At 39.2% G+C, this 16,536-nt stretch carries 14 protein-coding genes; 7 read left to right on the top strand and 7 right to left on the bottom strand.

All coding sequences use genetic code 11. The features are described 5' to 3' along the window. Positions 1 to 17: 17 nt before the first annotated feature. From WA381_RS07315 to WA381_RS07295, 5 genes are all read left to right on the top strand, one after another. Positions 18 to 878, top strand: a complete 861-nt coding sequence (locus WA381_RS07315; protein WP_156086252.1) for a glycosyltransferase family 2 protein — start codon at positions 18 to 20, stop codon at positions 876 to 878. A 56-nt stretch (positions 879 to 934) separates the two neighbouring features. Beyond that, a complete protein-coding gene (locus WA381_RS07310) occupies positions 935 to 1,918 on the top strand; it encodes a hypothetical protein (RefSeq protein WP_156086253.1) in 984 nt (327 codons plus the stop codon). A gap of 19 nt (positions 1,919 to 1,937) precedes the next feature. Beyond that, positions 1,938 to 2,867 carry a glycosyltransferase gene (locus tag WA381_RS07305; protein WP_156086254.1) on the top strand — a complete coding sequence of 310 codons (930 nt, stop codon included), beginning with the start codon at positions 1,938 to 1,940 and terminating at the stop codon, positions 2,865 to 2,867. A 47-nt stretch (positions 2,868 to 2,914) separates the two neighbouring features. Further along, positions 2,915 to 4,375 (top strand): oligosaccharide flippase family protein, encoded by a 1,461-nt coding sequence (locus tag WA381_RS07300; RefSeq protein ID WP_156086255.1) that lies wholly within the window; start codon positions 2,915 to 2,917, stop codon positions 4,373 to 4,375. Between the two features lie 167 nt (positions 4,376 to 4,542). Continuing rightward, positions 4,543 to 5,136: a hypothetical protein gene (locus WA381_RS07295; RefSeq protein WP_156086256.1), complete on the top strand. Its 594-nt coding sequence runs from the start codon at positions 4,543 to 4,545 to the stop codon at positions 5,134 to 5,136. Between the two features lie 223 nt (positions 5,137 to 5,359). Here WA381_RS07295 and WA381_RS07290 read toward each other — a convergent pair whose 3' ends face one another. The 3 genes from WA381_RS07290 to WA381_RS07280 form a co-directional block, all read right to left on the bottom strand. Continuing rightward, complete coding sequence (locus WA381_RS07290) at positions 5,360 to 6,169, bottom strand: Stf0 family sulfotransferase (RefSeq protein ID WP_156086257.1); 810 nt, start codon at positions 6,167 to 6,169, stop codon at positions 5,360 to 5,362. Positions 6,170 to 6,190: 21 nt separating this feature from the next. Further along, positions 6,191 to 7,036, bottom strand: a complete 846-nt coding sequence (locus WA381_RS07285) for a polysaccharide pyruvyl transferase family protein (RefSeq protein ID WP_197044401.1) — start codon at positions 7,034 to 7,036, stop codon at positions 6,191 to 6,193. A gap of 170 nt (positions 7,037 to 7,206) precedes the next feature. Then, the gene (locus tag WA381_RS07280) at positions 7,207 to 9,714 is read right to left on the bottom strand and encodes a right-handed parallel beta-helix repeat-containing protein (RefSeq protein WP_156086258.1); all 2,508 of its coding nucleotides are present in this window, start codon (positions 9,712 to 9,714) and stop codon (positions 7,207 to 7,209) included. A 302-nt stretch (positions 9,715 to 10,016) separates the two neighbouring features. On the opposite strand from WA381_RS07280, the gene WA381_RS07275 reads away from it, so the two are divergent. Both WA381_RS07275 and opgC read left to right on the top strand, forming a co-directional pair. Next, positions 10,017 to 11,123 (top strand): glycosyltransferase, encoded by a 1,107-nt coding sequence (locus WA381_RS07275; protein WP_156086259.1) that lies wholly within the window; start codon positions 10,017 to 10,019, stop codon positions 11,121 to 11,123. Between the two features lie 65 nt (positions 11,124 to 11,188). After that, positions 11,189 to 12,274: an OpgC domain-containing protein gene (gene opgC, locus WA381_RS07270; RefSeq protein ID WP_289617969.1), complete on the top strand. Its 1,086-nt coding sequence runs from the start codon at positions 11,189 to 11,191 to the stop codon at positions 12,272 to 12,274. Between the two features lie 33 nt (positions 12,275 to 12,307). Here opgC and WA381_RS07265 read toward each other — a convergent pair whose 3' ends face one another. From WA381_RS07265 to WA381_RS07250, 4 genes are all read right to left on the bottom strand, one after another. Further along, positions 12,308 to 13,165, bottom strand: a complete 858-nt coding sequence (locus WA381_RS07265) for a glycosyltransferase family 2 protein (protein ID WP_156086261.1) — start codon at positions 13,163 to 13,165, stop codon at positions 12,308 to 12,310. A gap of 74 nt (positions 13,166 to 13,239) precedes the next feature. Further along, a complete protein-coding gene (locus WA381_RS07260) occupies positions 13,240 to 15,156 on the bottom strand; it encodes an acyltransferase family protein (RefSeq protein WP_156086262.1) in 1,917 nt (638 codons plus the stop codon). Between the two features lie 117 nt (positions 15,157 to 15,273). After that, the gene (locus WA381_RS07255) at positions 15,274 to 15,849 is read right to left on the bottom strand and encodes a serine O-acetyltransferase (RefSeq protein ID WP_156086263.1); all 576 of its coding nucleotides are present in this window, start codon (positions 15,847 to 15,849) and stop codon (positions 15,274 to 15,276) included. Then, positions 15,846 to 16,466, bottom strand: coding sequence for a class I SAM-dependent methyltransferase (locus WA381_RS07250; protein ID WP_156086264.1), 621 nt, complete (start codon positions 16,464 to 16,466; stop codon positions 15,846 to 15,848). Before WA381_RS07250 ends, WA381_RS07255 begins: the two co-directional genes overlap by 4 nt. Positions 16,467 to 16,536 lie beyond the last annotated feature (70 nt).

The raw sequence follows: 16,536 nt of genomic DNA, 5'->3' as shown, positions 1-16,536 counted from the left end.
GTTAGAAGGGAATCTAGTTGGACATCTCAGTTGTAATTACCACATGTAACAGACCAGCATTTTTAGTAGAAGCGCTGGCAGGTATAGTTTCGCAAGAATTTCAACCAAAAGAAATTTTAATCATAGACGATTGTTCAGAGGTCTCTTACCAAGAGGCTTATAACGCTATAAAAGATGTAAATGCGCAATTCTTACGTTTAGAAAATAAGAGTGGTGCTAACCGGGCGAGAAATATTGGAATTAAACAAAGTTCTGGGACGGTAATTGCTTTCTTAGATGATGACGATGTTTGGTTGCCTGATTACCTCAGTGAAATTTCAAAGCAATATGAGCTCGGAGCAGACGCGGTGGTTACAGGCTTCAAGCAATTAGGGAAGGAAAGTGTCTTGGTGGTTAATAAAGATGTGAGGGTAACTGAAGCTTCATTATTACGTGGCAACACTTATTGCGGGATGTCTGGCTTTAGCTGCAAAAAAGAAGTGATCGAAAATCTGCATTTTGACGAAACCCTGAGCAATGGACAAGATTGGGACATGTTTGTCAGGCTGTTTTTGGGAGGTGTAGATTTCAGAAATATTTCGAAAGGGCTGTTTTTATATCGTTTTCAAAATGCTGATGGAATTGGAGCAAAGCTCAGAAATATTGCGCCTAGAGATATCATTCCACGGCTTGCGTCTGCAAATAAACATAAGAGTTTTCTTGGTGATTATTGGTTTAAAAAGCGTGTAAGTGAGCAAGTGTTATTTTCGCTAAAGTACAAAAAAGGCAAAGTAAGGTGGCTATTGTTATCGGTCAAGCTTTCGGGCATTCGTGCAACTTCTAGCTTTTTTTATCGAGCGATGAGAAGAAAAATCTTAAAGAAACCTATGTCAATTTAGATTCAATATATGGAACAAAAAAGCTTAATGATGGAACAAAACTGGAAAAACGTGAAATGACCCAACAAGATGTAAAAAAAGCTTTTATGTATCCACCAAGGAGTCAAAATGAATTCTTGGAGCTAAATAAAAATGCGTTAAATAAGATTGGCTATGATGTGCAGCCAACAGATTTAGCTTTTGTAAAATATATGCTTGCTTCGCCTAGAAAAGCCGTGGTGATTCTCAATTGGGTTGAGGATAGAGTTTATGGCAGGTCATATAAAACGGCGATACAGTATTTTTTTAAAATGATTGCTCTAGTCGTTTTTTCAAAATTCTTTGCCAAAAAAGTTGTTTGGATAAAGCATAACTTTAAGCCTCACAACAGTTCGGGCAGTACCAAGCGCTTTACATTTCTTTGTCGTTTGTTTGGTCTATTGGGAATTCCCCCAGTTTCACTTGAAAGCTACTTTAAGTCTCCGTCACTAGTTCATCCCTTATACAAGTCTGATGAAAAGCTGGTAAAACATATGCAATGTGGTGAGTCACAAGCTACGAACGATGTTTTGTTTTTCGGTGGAATAAAACCTTACAAGAATTTGCACCTTGTTTTAAATGAGTGGCCCGTTTCTCTCCCACTCAAGATCGCAGGTAAATGTTCAGATCCCGTCTACAAAGAGGAACTCGAATCTATCATTAGCAAACGAGGACTCAAAGTTGCATGGGATAATAGATTTCTTTCTGGAGAAGAGCTTAATGAGTTGTTGGAAGCTTCTAAGTTTGTCCTATTGCCCCATTCTGATGGCACCATGATTAGCTCCGGCTCTTTCTATCATGCTATTGGAGAGGGGTGTAACATTCTGACTAATGAAAGTGAGTTCGGAAGGGAGAAAAGCAAACATCACTCATTCGTACATCTTATAGATATTAAAGGCATCTCTGAGAGAACATTAGAAGAGATATATGTGCCCAAATACAAAGTTCTGAAAGAGGTGCTCTCTCACTACGGAGAAGACAAAGTCGTCGATGCTTGGAAAGTAATTCTCGCTGGTGCTTAGACTTAAAGAGAAAAATGGAATGAATTCAAATAACAATGTTTCAATAATCGCTCCGAAAATAAGTGTTCTTGTTCCCGTTTACAATGATGTTGGCAGGGTAGGTCAGTGTATTGACCGACTAAGAAGTATCAATTACCCACGAGAAAGTTATGAAGTCATTATTATTGACAATGGTTCAACGGATGGGACTTACGAATTTTTACAAGAGCGTGTAAAAGAAATTGAAACAGAAACGTTTTGTTTACTTCAATGTTTGACACCGGGTTCTTACGCCGCAAGAAACGAGGGCTTACGAGTCGCGTCTGGCGATTATGTTGCTTTTACGGATTCTGATTGTTTGGTTTCGAGCGATTGGTTAACAAGTTTGCTGGAGTGTTGGAATGAACAGCAAAACCACATCATCGTTGCGGGTAAAGTGTCGTTTTTTTCTGACTCTTCGAAACACACCGAGCAAAATGCACTAGATTTTGAAAATATGTTCTCTATGAAGCAAGAACAGAATGCGAAAAAAGGTGAATGTATAACAGCGAACTTATTTTGCTCGATGTCCCTGATTAAGAAGCACGGTGGGTTCAATGAAAAGCTTAAGTCAGGCGGCGACGTTGAATTCAGTCGACGTGTCGTTAGTTCTGGTGGAAAAGTTGTCTATTCAGAAAAAGCAGAAGTTCTTCACCCATCCAGGAATAAATCAGAGTTAATTGTTAAGCGCAAGCGAGTGGTAGGCGGGACTTGGGACGCAGAGCTCTCTAAGGCGGGATTTAAGCGAAAGCTTAGATTTTGCATAGGTTTATTAAAAATGTTCTTAGGTCGCACAAAAAAAACGTGCTTGCACTCAGGGTTTTCAGCAAAACGCAAAGCGGGTTTAATCTGGCTGCTATTACTAATTTTTTTCACAAGCTTGAGTGAGTTTATGTTGCTTCAACTAGGAAAAGAAGCAAATAGATCTTAGTTACGTTACCTAAAAGTTCCCTTCCGTATTCACAATTGAGAAATTAAATGTCGCTTAAGAAAAAAGCTACTAAAGGTAGTATTTGGACATCACTTACAAGAACAGGAATCAATGTAGTTGATTTTTTGGTTTACGCATATCTTGCTCGCGTTCTAACTTTAGAGGAATTTGGTTTAGCAGGATTCTGTTTTCTATTCATCGAATTTGCAAACACGCTTGTGAATGCGGGCGTGAATCAAAACCTTGTGCAGCGAGATAAATGGGAAGATAGATACGCAGCAAGCACTATGACATTCGTAGCAGGAATGGGTGTAGTAGTCGTTCTTGGTATATTGGGTATTGGTGCTCCAATAGCTTACTTCTCCTACTCAGAATTAGCCGCATGGGTCGTCGCGAGCTTGGCTCCTATTACCTTGGTTACCAGTTTGCAGGTAGTTGTGAGTGGCAAATTATTGAGAGAATTCAAGAATAAACAAATGGGTGTGGCTAAATTTTGTGCAACACTTATATCCGCGACCACTATAGTCATTTTAGCAGAAATTGGTTATGGGCTTTGGGCGTTAATTATCGGAAAATTAGTAAATGCGGTTATTCAATATTTACTTCTAATTTATGTGGCAAAATTTAAGCCTTACTTCCATTTCAATAGAGATGACAATAAAGAGCTGATTCGATTTTGCCTTCCCTTGTTTGGAATGACCGTCATGAACTTTCTTCACAGAAAGGCGAGTAACTTGTTTACGGGTATTGTTTTAGGGCCTGCTAGCTTTGCTCTGTTGGCTGCTGCACATAAGGGCGCGACAGTTATAAACCAAGTTACCATGAGTTCGATAAATGCGATGGTCGTACCGAGTTTTTCAAGAGTTAAAGAGCGTGAAAAGCTAGGGGCGCTTTATATTAAAATGGTGACCATAACTGCTGTTATGGTATGCCCTATATTTATGGGACTAGCAGCAGTAGCAGACCCGTTTGTTGTGGTTGCTTTCGGTGATAAATTTGCGCCTAGTGCTACCTTCATGACAATATCAGCATTTTCCATTTTCCCGAGTGTGGTTGCTTGGTTTCTACCTAATCTACTCATTTCGAATGCAAAAACAGGCGATGCGTTTCGACTCACACTTTTAAACCTTTTTACAAATATAGGGGTCGCGGGGACTACAATATGGTTTGGCATCGAAGTTATGTTGACATGCATGGTAATTGGCGCATTTTTGTCTCTTCCTGTAAGGCTTTGGATTGTAAACAAACACGTGCAGATTGACTTTAAGTCGCTAACAAAGTCATTGTTACCGCCTTCAATATCGGCGCTACTTATGTTTTTCTTTTTGATGATGTTAAAAACACATCTTGAGGGGCAATTTCAAAGTGATGTGCTTATCTTGTTGATACTTGTGTTCCTTGGTGCGCTTCTTTATCCATTATTTCTATTTGGTCTATTTTTTAGATCGGCAAAACTACATACTTTAGAGTTAAAAGCCATGTTTTTAAAAGGCGAAGCCAAAAGGTAGGGTTTAACTTGAATGTTAGACAAATGATACTGTCAATATTTTTTACAAGTATTGCGATGAAGCATAAAAAGTTTTTTTAATTTACATTATCTCTATGATAAATAGGTGAAAAATTTTATTGGTCTATTTTTTGCTTCGGTGCTTATTCAAATTATAGGAGTTGTTGTATGAAATTTTTCACTGGTTTAGCATTTTTGGTGCTGTCATTAAATGCTAACGCGGCATTTATCACCTTTAATCAGTCAAATTTAAGCGGCCATGGTGCTCAGGCGACTAGCGGTGGTTTTAACGTTACTAACGGCGGTCTAAATCTTGAGGTTTTTGGTAACTATTGGGCGAGCTTGGCGCCAATTGATATCGCAATGCTTAAGGATAGTGTTTTATCATTCGATTTTATGACAACTAATGTTGGTGAAATTAATGGCATTGGGTTTGATAATGACGGCGAAATTAGAACAGGCGGCCTAGTTTTCAATTTTGGTGGTACGCAGAATTATGGTAATCAAGACTTTGCTCGCCCCCTATCTGCTAATGTCTGGTATAACATCACCATAGATTTTTCAGATTATGATTTAACTGGTTTCGATAGAATGCTTTTCATTGCGGACCAAGACCAAGCTGGCAGAAGCACGACGTCGAATTTCAGAAATCTATTAGTAACAACACCTTCGAACGTTGTTGATGTTCCCGCACCGGGAGCTGCGTTAATGCTTGCTCTCGCACTAGTGGGTATTGGCTTCACCGCTCGACGAAAGCTTTAATCATTGCAACAGCTAAATTCTAAAACCACGCGAAAGCGTGGTTTTTTGTTTTTGTATTGTTGATATCTTCAACACAATCAAAATCCGCGGCTTTACATTAATATTCCAGCACTGGTAAATAAGGTGATTCTGAGCCAGTTATTCCACCGCTGGCTTTGTGTATTTCACTACGGAACAAACGTTTTATCAAAGCTACAAGATGTTTGTTATTGATTTTCGACTGTTAACTAAATAATATTTCTTTGAGTTGCTTTTTCTTACTTTTCAGTCCCAAAGCCAAGTCTATATCTAATAAAATTTCACTGTGCTTACTTTGCAAAAACTTTTCCTTCCACTCTTCATTAATGCCGTTTGACTGTTTCTTCGTAACAGGCGATAAGGTCACGTTCTCTAACGGAAGGTCAACTTCCATGAAATCTGCTATTGCGCAAACTGTGTGAGGCAGTTTAGCTCTTGCTTCTTCGAACGTTATCTCTATGTATTTCAAACCAGTTGAGGCTAGCAGGTATTTCCATGAGGCATTGTGCAAGACAGTGCGCTTCAAACAAAAACAGATATCCTTCTCGTCGTATTTTACGTTTTCAGACATAGCCTGTTGACCTGCGATCCACACGCCAGTTTGGCGTGCTATCGATAAAGAGATAGCCTGATTTAAAATATCTCGGCGCGTCAGCATAACGAAGTGGGGATTATCCAATGATTGAGCAAACTCTCTCAAACCTCCAAATTGCTGTAAGTGAGAGAAATGCGCTTTTATAGAAAATATGCCGTTAGAAGAGGTACGTTTAGTTTTAAGTGTATCCAGCACGTTTTTTACGCCTTTCACATTTAACACTTCCTCCCATCTCGCTAAATTTGTGGGGTTCGCATATTCTAACGGAAAGCCAAAGTGGTTGGTTTGGTGCAGTGCATGACCTAGAAAGTGACTACCTGAACGAGGTGTAGATGCAATCACTAGTGTTTTTTTTACTGAAGTACATTCTTCAAAATTATGAATTTCGTTGAACTGGTCTTCATACAGGTGTTGTTCCATAACTATTGCCCCAGGTCTTGCTCAATTAGTCTGTTGGTACTTATCGAAAGGAAAGCTGCTGAGCAACTCAGTCTGTTTTTCCATCAGATTTGGGATAGGTGATGTTTCTAATTCCATACACTCTTCAATTGATGTGCCAACAGCAAATTCTGTTCTTCCGGTTCCCTCGTAGTAATCGTGGTATTTAAAAATGTTTTCACCACTACCTGAACTGTAATAAACCGCAGGGATTCCATACGCTTCAGCCAGAATTAAGCCGTGTAAACTACTTGCTATCACTTTTTTAGCCTTCGTCAATCTACCTAAAAAATTCCCAGGAAGCTGCCTAGGTGACACCAGCTGGTTTTTGTACTCGGAATATATCGATAAATCATCATTAAGCTGCGGAACAATTAGAACGTCTTGAGTGTCGCCCGCGTAGACAGTGTTTAACTGAGCTTTTGGGTAAATAAGAGGCGCTAAAATTCCTGGATCACCGAATATTTCAGGCACTGTGATTCCCTTTTTCTCAAGGTAATCCTTCGTGCGAGGCCCGCGTACTGAGCGGACGTCAAGGGATGAAAACACGTGCTTTTCCGGCGATATTTTGCCATTTCGTCCAGTTCCCCAAACGGTGTCACCATCGTTTGCGAAGTGTAATACGGAGCCAATAGAGAGAATTTTACCGGAAGAGATATCGAGCGGGTGTAGGTCTTTCAAATTGAGTACAAAGTTTACCGTTTCAAACGCGAGGTAATCGCCGATATTGGGAAGTCCGCTCTTGGGATTCCAAAAATAGTTTTTGGTTTGCTGGTGTAATGCCTGTTTAACTTTAGATGGCGTTTCTTGAGAAATTTCTTGTTTAGACTTGAAAAGTTTGTTGAACACGAATTGTACTCTTTTAGTAATAGTGATATATCAAATAAGTAAACTGCCCAGGTAAATTAAACGCATTAAAAATTGACAGTTACTTTTCAATGCGTTGTTTCACTGAACTAAAGCAAGTTCTATGCTAGAAAACCTGCGTAACGATAAATAGAAGAACTTAATTAACATTATTAGTAATTTGAACGAGATGTCAGAGTAACGTTAGAAAATGTAACTTTTATGTCGTTATTTTTCTGGCTTACGTCATCATAGTCCAAAACAAAGACAAGATAGTTTATGTCGCCCTTTACAAAATTTCCAAGTGGGAATGTTATCTGGCTGCTTGATTGAGAAAAGTACTTTAAAGCATTTATTCCCCAGTTTTGTGTACCAAAAAAGCGAATAACTCTTTTGCTGCTAATATCGTTATCTGTTTCAAAGCCAAGTCCAATAATTTCTGGGGCACCTCCGCCTTCAATCAGTAAAGTAGCTGTCAATTCGGTACTTTTAACGACATTAAAATCAATGGGGATCTTAACCCAACTGTTACCTGCTATTGCTATGCTCTCGCTATCAACAATAGTCGTTTCACCATAATCATGCTGTTTTGCAAATGGCGTAATTGAAACATTGTCAGTGTTTAACTTCCAATAATTAGGATCAACAGCATTCGCCTGCTCTAAATCTAATGGTTCAAAAGACTCGTCACTTGAGTGCTTTGAAAAATTAGGAATTGGCGTAACCATTTCTCTATCCATTGCGGATTGGCCAGCCTGAATAAGTGACTCTACATACGCTAGATTATGAGATTTAGGGTGCTCAATTAGTTGAGCTAAATTAAATTCATATCTTGCGCCCGTGACTTCATGGTTGAAACAGATGTCGTTAGTACTGGTGTTCTTAAAGTACTTTTCAGTATCAAAAATGCAGTAACCTACAGAGTATCCAGTGTTATCTGTCAAGATGATGTTGTTTTGTGATTCTATCCAAAACGTTGTATCACTATTAACTTTTGAGGCTGCGATACCGTTACGATCAACATCAATTACATTTTCAAAAATATACGTTTTACCAGCAGGACGAGCGATTAGCCCGCCAGCTTTAATTGCGGTCCACTCTTTGCCCGTTTCATCGCCTAGGTTGTAAATGTGGTTATGAAAAATATAACTTGGGCCTAGCATATTTGGGGCAATGCTGATTCCAGCATATCCTTGCTCCATTTCGTTTCCATACACCAAGACATTTTGTTGACCGCCATCTATTTCTATCAGGTCATCATTAGCATAGGCCAAATAATTATTATAAATAGCCGAGTTTCTTACGAATCCTCCGCGTCTTTCAAAATTCTTTCGACCTTCTATAACATCATTAAATCTATGGTTTGGGGCACCATAGAAGCGATTGTTTCTAACAATAAACTCGCCTCTGTAAGCATCGCTATCATGATATGCCCATACTTGAAGTGCGTTTGCACCTTTTGGGTGCCCAACTTGCCAGCTATTGGCACCTAAGTTTGGGCTGTGCACTTCGCATTCTTCAATCACAGCAATACCGCTTCGCTCTAAATAGATGCCAGAGTCGTAGTTGATAGGAGAGTTCGTTGTTGGGCTTGCATAGGCTAATCCATCGCGAATATCTACTGCTTCACGACCGAATTCTGATACATTGCAGCCTCTAATCCATATATGGTGCGCTTTTTTCGCAAAAATGCCGTAGCGCTGGCCGCCCTTTATCTTCAAGTTCTCAAGCATTACATATGATTGAGCACCAATATTCACAGCGGCCAGATCATCACCAGAAGCCTCTATAACTTGACCGTCTCCAATGATTTTTGCATACCCATCAGCACTACCGCTTATATTAAGTGCCTCTAGATCAAGTTGACCTCCTGAATAAATATCAGATAAGTAGTAAACTTTTTCTGGATCAATTGGCGGTGAATTTGGTTTAGTTTTGGTCTGAAAAACATGCTCTTGTTGTTCACCATTTTGGTCGGTAATTTGAACTTCAATATGGTAGGTCGTGTCTGCATTTAGGTACACAATGCTGCCAGCGAAAGAACCGTAAACTGGTTCCCATGATAAGTTCAAGCCTTTCTGCCAGCGCATTTCATCGGCTGCTCTGAAACGAACAGTAGCGGTGCTAGTTTCGTCTTGCCCGTAGATAACTATTCCGATGGAGTTAATTAAGGGAGTAACGGAGTCCTCGAAACCCGCTGCTGAGGCTTTGAAAACAATAGAAGGATCTAATCCTGCGGCAATTGCTGATTCGTAAACTTCATTTTCAGCTAATTCTGAATGTATGGAAATGAGTTTCATCCATTTTGCTGTATCGATAGGGTAGAGTGAAAATAGCGCGGTAGACTCTTCTGTAGTAATCGATTGCAAACGCGACTTTATCTCGTCGCTATTAGTTGAAGGAGTAATATCCAAAACTTTTTTGGTAAATAACTCGGCAATCTCGTTGCGATATAGCTTTATGTGACGTTTAGCTTTTTTTGAACCGTCATATTTAAGTAGAAGATCATTGATATTGTCTGGTTGAGCGTTGTTAGCCAGCAAATAAGTGTTCAGCTTTTCGCCTGGTTGAACGGCATATGTTGTGGCTTCGCGTTTATAAGAACTGCTCGTGCATGAAACGATAAAGAATGCGCTCGCGAATATTAGCCAAATGGAACCCGCAGAAATTCGAAAATTCATGTTACGTCCTTAAAAAATGGTAGAGAAATGATAAGTGAAAAGAAGGACTACAAGTAAAAGGGTAGTGATATCTGGTATACGTCGCAAGTATTGTGTAAAGGTCTTTAGCGAAATGAGGTTCATAAAAACACAATCAACAAAAAGGATACTGAGGTTTATGAAAAAGCGGAACTTAAATTGCTTAAGTTAAACTTAAAAGGTATACGCTTTGTGTATTTTTTATCTTGAAGTGAGCCTAGCAGCATTTATAAAAGTAATACTATGCGCCGCAATGATAAAAGGCATAATTAAATGGACATTGTATGAAGAAAAAAGTAGCAGTCATCCACCCTGAAGCAGGATTTTCGTCGAGCGGTGGATCGCAATTGAGTGCTTATGAGATGGCAGAGCACCTCGCAAAGTTTTTTGATGTTAAGTTGTTAAGCTCATCCAAGTGCAGTGAGGTCAGCGTTGTAATCCCTTGTATTCCAAGGGGAAAAGTGAAAAAAGCACAGCGAAATAAAGTAATAGATTGGTTTTTAACTAGATTTGTGTCCAACCCTTCTTTACTCATCGAATCTATTACAAGTTTTTTGACTTATACCCCTTACTTAATTTTTAAGCGGTGTGACGTTATCTATCCCAACAATGATTATGGTGGGCTTGCAGTAGCTGCAGTTATAAGAAAGCTGTTCAAAACACCTATCCTCTACACCGAAAGGGCTGGAATGGTTTCGAATGGTAAGGTCTTACGTCGGAACTTGAAATTTAAACCTGACTGCTTAGTTGTATTTAATGAAGAAACGAAAGCTTATGTCCATTCAATTGCTCCTAAACAAAGGGTTGAGATAATCCCGAACGGTGTGAATTTAGGTAAATTTAGCCCTGAAGGCGAGAAATTTGACCACGGTTTAAATGGAAAAGTCGCTCTTACTGTAGGTGCTTTGAACAAACAAAATCACAAACGTATCGACTTGGCTATTGAGGCTGTAAGTCAATTAAACGATGTTTCTTTATTAATTTGTGGTGACGGTCCTGACGTTCAATTTTTTGCAGACCTTTGTGAGGAGAAGTTAGGAAAGGGGCGCTTTAAAATAGTAAAGGTTGATTTTGCAGATATTCCCAAGGTGTATAGGTCTGCTGATGTATTTACACTACCTTCGGTCGATGAGCCTTTTGGTAGAGTTTACTTAGAAGCAATGGCGAGCGGGCTTCCAGTTGTTGCTACCGATGACGCTATGAGAAGAGTTTTAATAGGACACGCTGGACTGGTTTGTGATGTTACTAACCCGAATGAATACGCCACAGCCCTAGTCGCTGCACTAGAAAAGGAATGGAATAACGCGCCAATTGAACAATCTTTGGATTTTAGCTGGGAAACAGTAGCGCAACGTTACTCGGAAGTAATTGAGAGCCTTATCCCAAAATAACTGTAATAAATAAAACACACTACATATTCTCACCTAAATAGGATTCAGCTTAGAGAGATAACAGGATTGATTTAATACGTGGTTTTGCAATGGTGACCATTTGCGTAAATCACATAACTTGGATGTTGGGTAAAGTAGAAAGTGTCAGTCAAAAAATACCGACTCTGACTCATTATGGTTACTCTTCAGCGGCGGAAATATTCTTTTTTATGTCGGGTTACATGGTTGGAATGGTTTATTTAAACAAATTTGATACTCGAGCTAAGCTATTGAGCCGGGCGTTCCATCTTTACAAAGTAAATATCACTCTATTCATATCATTAGTTATTATTAGTTTAGCAACTCCTAATGAACATTTTTTAGCGTTGACAGACTTAGATTATTGGGTTGATAACATGCCAATTGCGTTAGTCCAATACATGAGCCTCTTTTATGGGCCAATGTTTACAAATTTACTTTTCACTTATGTTCTACTCTTAATAATTGCTATTCCTTTCACCAAGCTCCTTCAAAAGAGTGCGATGACATTTATTCTGGCAATTACAGGGCTTTACATCTTCTCGCAATATTTTCCCATGATGAAACTAACTAACGTAGCTACATCTAATGGAAAGTGGAGCTTTAATCTTTTCTCTTATCAATTTTTATTTATGCTAGGGCTCTTTGCCGGAAACCGAAAAATAATTAATCGAGTGTTTGAGAGAATCGATAGAAACACAGTGCTGTGGAGTGCGCTGTCTGTGGTGACTCTAGTCGGGTTCTACGCTATTAAACGCTATGACCTGCTTGGCTTAAAAGGGCAGTGGTGGATCGCGAAGGAGACTTTAGGGCCAGTTAGAATTTTACATTTCTTTGTCGTGATAACGGTACTGATGAGCTTGTTGTCTGTATTTAAAAAGGTGCTAAATATCTGGCCAATTACAGTTATTGCCCTAATAGGAAGGCAGTCGTTAACTGCATTCTGCGTTAGTGTTGTGAGCTGCTACATCGCACTTGCTATATGGATCTCAAACTCTGGCTCTCAAGTACTTTATTTCACACTCGCTTTACTGGCTGTTGTTGCAATGGCTTTGTGCTCGTATTTGGTTGAGTTCAAGAAGAAAAGTGGGAGAGCGTGGCATTCTTTGTTCATTAGAGCAAAAGAAGCTTGATGCAAGAGGGCGGATGAATGTCCGCCCAATAAATTATTTATTCAATAAGAGTTTTCTTTTAATCCTATCTTTGCCCAAAACTATCTTCGCAGTAGCGAAAACTCCAGCTTCTCGAACCGATAGAGCAATCCAACTAAGCTTATTACGTTTTTTGCCTATTTGGCTCAGTATCTGATTGGCTACTCTATCGTTATAGGCCTCTTTTCCTAAAAGTGCTTTATGCTTTTTAAACGCTTTTAACCTAGGAAACACTTTTTCAAGCGGCATATTTGCTACTTCAGTGGAAATACTTACATGGCCTCGGCGATAAAAGTAAATATCTTTTGGAATGTTTTTGAACACTGCATTTTCTAGCGTTATGCGAACAAAGAAGTCCCAGTCTTGACTATTTTTTAACTCTTCATCAAACATTAATTTTTTAGCAAGCGATGTTTTGCAAGTAACGCCGCTCATTCCACAAAACTTGTTACCTTTTTTAATAACTTCAGTAGTGATCGTTTCTATAGGATTGATATGAATTTTGTCTGGCGTTTCTAAGAAACGATAGCCAGATGTAACGGCATCCGCATTCTCATGCATTGCAATATGTTGTTCTAGGTAATCCGTATCCCAAATGTCGTCATCATCGAGAAATGCAATGATGTTCGATGTAGATTTATTAATTCCTAAATTTCTAGCGGCATTTGCGCCAGAAGCTACTGGAACTTTTACGTAAGTAAACTGCTTTTGTGGAAATTGTGACAATACCTCTTCGTAGCTGACAGAGGAACCATCGTCAATTACGTATACTTCAGAAGGCATGACAGTTTGATTGAGAACAGCCGCGAGTGACTCTTTTAAATAATCAGGGCGATTGTGTGTCGTAATAACGACTGAAACTGTTTTTTGCATCGATTGGTCCATAAGTAATTAAAGGCTGAGTTCCATGTTAATTGAGAATAGTGTCATATTTTGTATGTAGCTGGCTACTGAACAGAAATGCCACTATTTTTGTTTTGAATAATATCTTCCGCTATTAATGATGCTCCATAGTTTGAAACATGGTTATCGTCGAAGTATAGAGAATGCCCACCTTTGGTTGAGAAGCAAGCTTCGCTTCCGCAGAAGTAATTGGCCGGATTAATTAGTACTACATTGTCAGGGTAATTGGCACTTTTGAAGTGATTTATTATTACTGAGTTACGCTCTTCGTACCAGCTGCGTTCGGTTCCTTCAATGCTTCCAAGCTCTCCATTTACCGACAATTCTCTGTCGATAAGCTTTGTAATGTGGGTAGGCAATTCTGGTATTGGATATAAAACATAAACACGCTGTTTTGAGCTAGCTAATTTGTGTATTGCCCTATCTATATTTTGCAACAGTTCAACAGATTCATTATCAAACCTTAAATTACGTAAGTCAGGATAAGTTTTGTTGCTACCACCAACAAGCTGATAGGAATACCTGTGAACAAAAACGACATTCTGTATCTTTCGTTCATCTGCAATGAATTCTAATGATGAGTTATACCATTTAGCGCATTTAGAAAAATCTTCGTTCTTCCCATAAGAGGGTCTACACCCTGAAAAACTGAAGTGTTTCAGGCCTTCATTAGTAGCTTTCAATTCTTGACCTAACGCGTAAGCAAGTTCAACAGAATGGCTATCCCCGATAGTTGCCCATGTTGTATTTCCCTTTACGAAATATTCGCAGGCTTCTTCGGGAGCTACGTATTCATTTGTATGGCATCTATTTCTCAACGGGCTTGCTTCGACATCTTCTATCAGATTTTGATATGTCGTTGGAGCGCGGTGAATAAGTCCGTTAGTGAAAAATGAGAAACTGCCCGCTAGCGCTAAAAAAGTCGCAAATATAAGTGGCTTATTTGCAACGAAAGTTCGAATAGAGCTGTTTCTATCGTCAAACTTAATTGTTTCTATGAATCTATAACTTAAGTAACCCAAAGCAATGGACAGAATGAACCCTGCGATAGCGAACGCTTCGTTTAGTTCATTCTTGTATATAAATACAACTAGGGGCCAATGCCATAAATAGATAGAGTATGACCACGTTCCCAGTGCCTGAAATAATCTATTATTAAGCAATATGTTTTCATTTCGATTAGCAATAATAATTAAGTATGCTCCAGCCACAGGTAGCAATGCTGAAATACCTGGCCAACTCGTTTTTTCGGAAAAAGCAAAGCAGGAAATTAATATTAATATCACCCCTATTACAGCCAGAGGTTTACGCAGGGACTCGTATATTTTTATGGGATACAAAAATGCCAACCCACCAATTAACATTTCCCATGCTCGTGTAGGGAGAGCATAGTAAGACAAACTTGGGTTCTTCGGGGTTAACCAGGCGCTTAGCACTAGGCTTAGAAATGTTGCACAAACAATAGCGACCTTGAGTTTATCACGAGGCAGAAGCCTATTTAGAGCTAGTAGCGCAACTGGGTACAGTAGATAAAACTGCCACTCAACAGAAAGCGACCATGTGTGAAGAAGCCAGTTCTCTAACGAACTTTCCGCAAAATAGCCAGAGTCGCGGTAGTAAATGATATTTGATAGAAACAAGACGGATGAGGCAGCTTGCTTACCTAACTTCGAATACTCAACAGGGGATAAAGTGAGAAGACCTATCAATAACAGAGTAGCACATAGAAAAGCGAGAGCTGGAATAATTCGATTTACTCTGGCTAGGTAAAAGTCCATTAAATTAAAGCGACGCTTATCGAATTTGCTGATGATGATACTTGTCATCAGATAACCAGATATGACGAAGAAAACATCTACGCCGACAAAACCTCCAGGGAGTTTTTCTTCAGCGAAATGGAAAATAACGACCGAAAGAACCGCTATCGCTCTCAATCCATTAATATCATATCTAAACTGCACTGATTTGCCTCACATGCTTCGCTCTGAAAGTTTAATTTAAAGCATGATTTGTACCGTTTAGGCTGGCTTCACGTTTCCTTTTGAGTAAAACTATTTAAGGTGTTACTGATATACAAGTTAAAGTTCCGTCCGAGGTTTCTTTAAAATATCTAACGGTCCCGTATCTGATATAACTTTCGCAGGAATCCCTCCAAGGGTTACATTTCCATCAAATGATTTGTTCACGACTGCGTTTGCGCCAATAGCGGTATTGTCGCCAAGTGTAATATCGCCATAAATTTTTGCACCAGGGCCAATATAACAGTCATTACCAATCATAGGTGCGTTCCCTTTTTTGGACAGACCACCTCCGATATTTACGCAAACATGTATTCGACAGTTAGTACCTATCTTACATTTGTTATTAACTACGATTGTGCCAGCGTGAGCGATAGAGAGCCCTGGCCCGAAGACATTTGCAGGGATTGAAAAACCTAGCTTTCTGCCTAATTTACGTACTCTTAACTGTAACCAAGCTGCGTAGATTTTTGAAAATACCGACTTTCCTGTGTTTTTACGGTACTCCAGCTTACGTAACGCTATTTGAAAGTGCCAAATATCGTGAGTTAGCTTATTTTTAAGTGTTGGTTTTATGCCTAGAGCTAGCCTGTCTTGTTCCAAGTAGTAATTTAAGTCTTCTTTTGATTTTATCATTTTACTAAAACACACGTTACGGACGGTAAAAATAGTTGAGTCATTTTGCGTATTTTGTACGAGCGAATGTTTCCTAAAAGCGACTCTAATACTGAAAAATAAAAGCGAGGCATTCTTACATGCACATTTTTCGCGCTCCAGTAATATTTAACTTTGTTAAAGCCCATAAGCTCAATTGCTTTAACATCCTTAAATTTCCATTCCTTCAAATGGAAGCACTCAGGGGTATTTGAAAAGTATTGCGAGACATCATGTGGGCCGCAAAATGCGTGCGGTGTTCTAAAAGCGTATGACCCGCCTTCTTTTAAAATTCGTTTAATCGTTATGAAATGATGCTCTACATCTTCGTCGTGTAGGTGTTCGATTAACTGGTCACTAAATACAAAGTCCACACTTTCATCAGTTAGTTTTGACAGGTCATATCCATCATAAACAATCACACTGACATTGTCGGGAAAGTCCTCACCTTCATCTCTTTGGTCAGAGATATCGACGCCAATTGCTTGGTTGCAGTACTCGGCAGCGTCTTTCAGTAGCCTTCCATCTCCTGAAGCAAACTCCACAAAAACCTTGTTGGGGTGTAAAAATCGTTTTATGAAAGCCATTCTATCCGTCATTCCGCACCTAATTAACTGATTTATTTTTCTTGACACCGATCCCCCATTTTGATCTATTACTCATCTTTGG

This window comes from Alteromonas sp. CH_MED4-4 (assembly GCF_037029575.1).
Lineage (GTDB): Bacteria > Pseudomonadota > Gammaproteobacteria > Enterobacterales > Alteromonadaceae > Alteromonas > Alteromonas macleodii.
The sequence above is the reverse complement of the archived record's forward strand: the minus strand, read 5'-3'. Positions and strand labels throughout refer to the sequence as shown.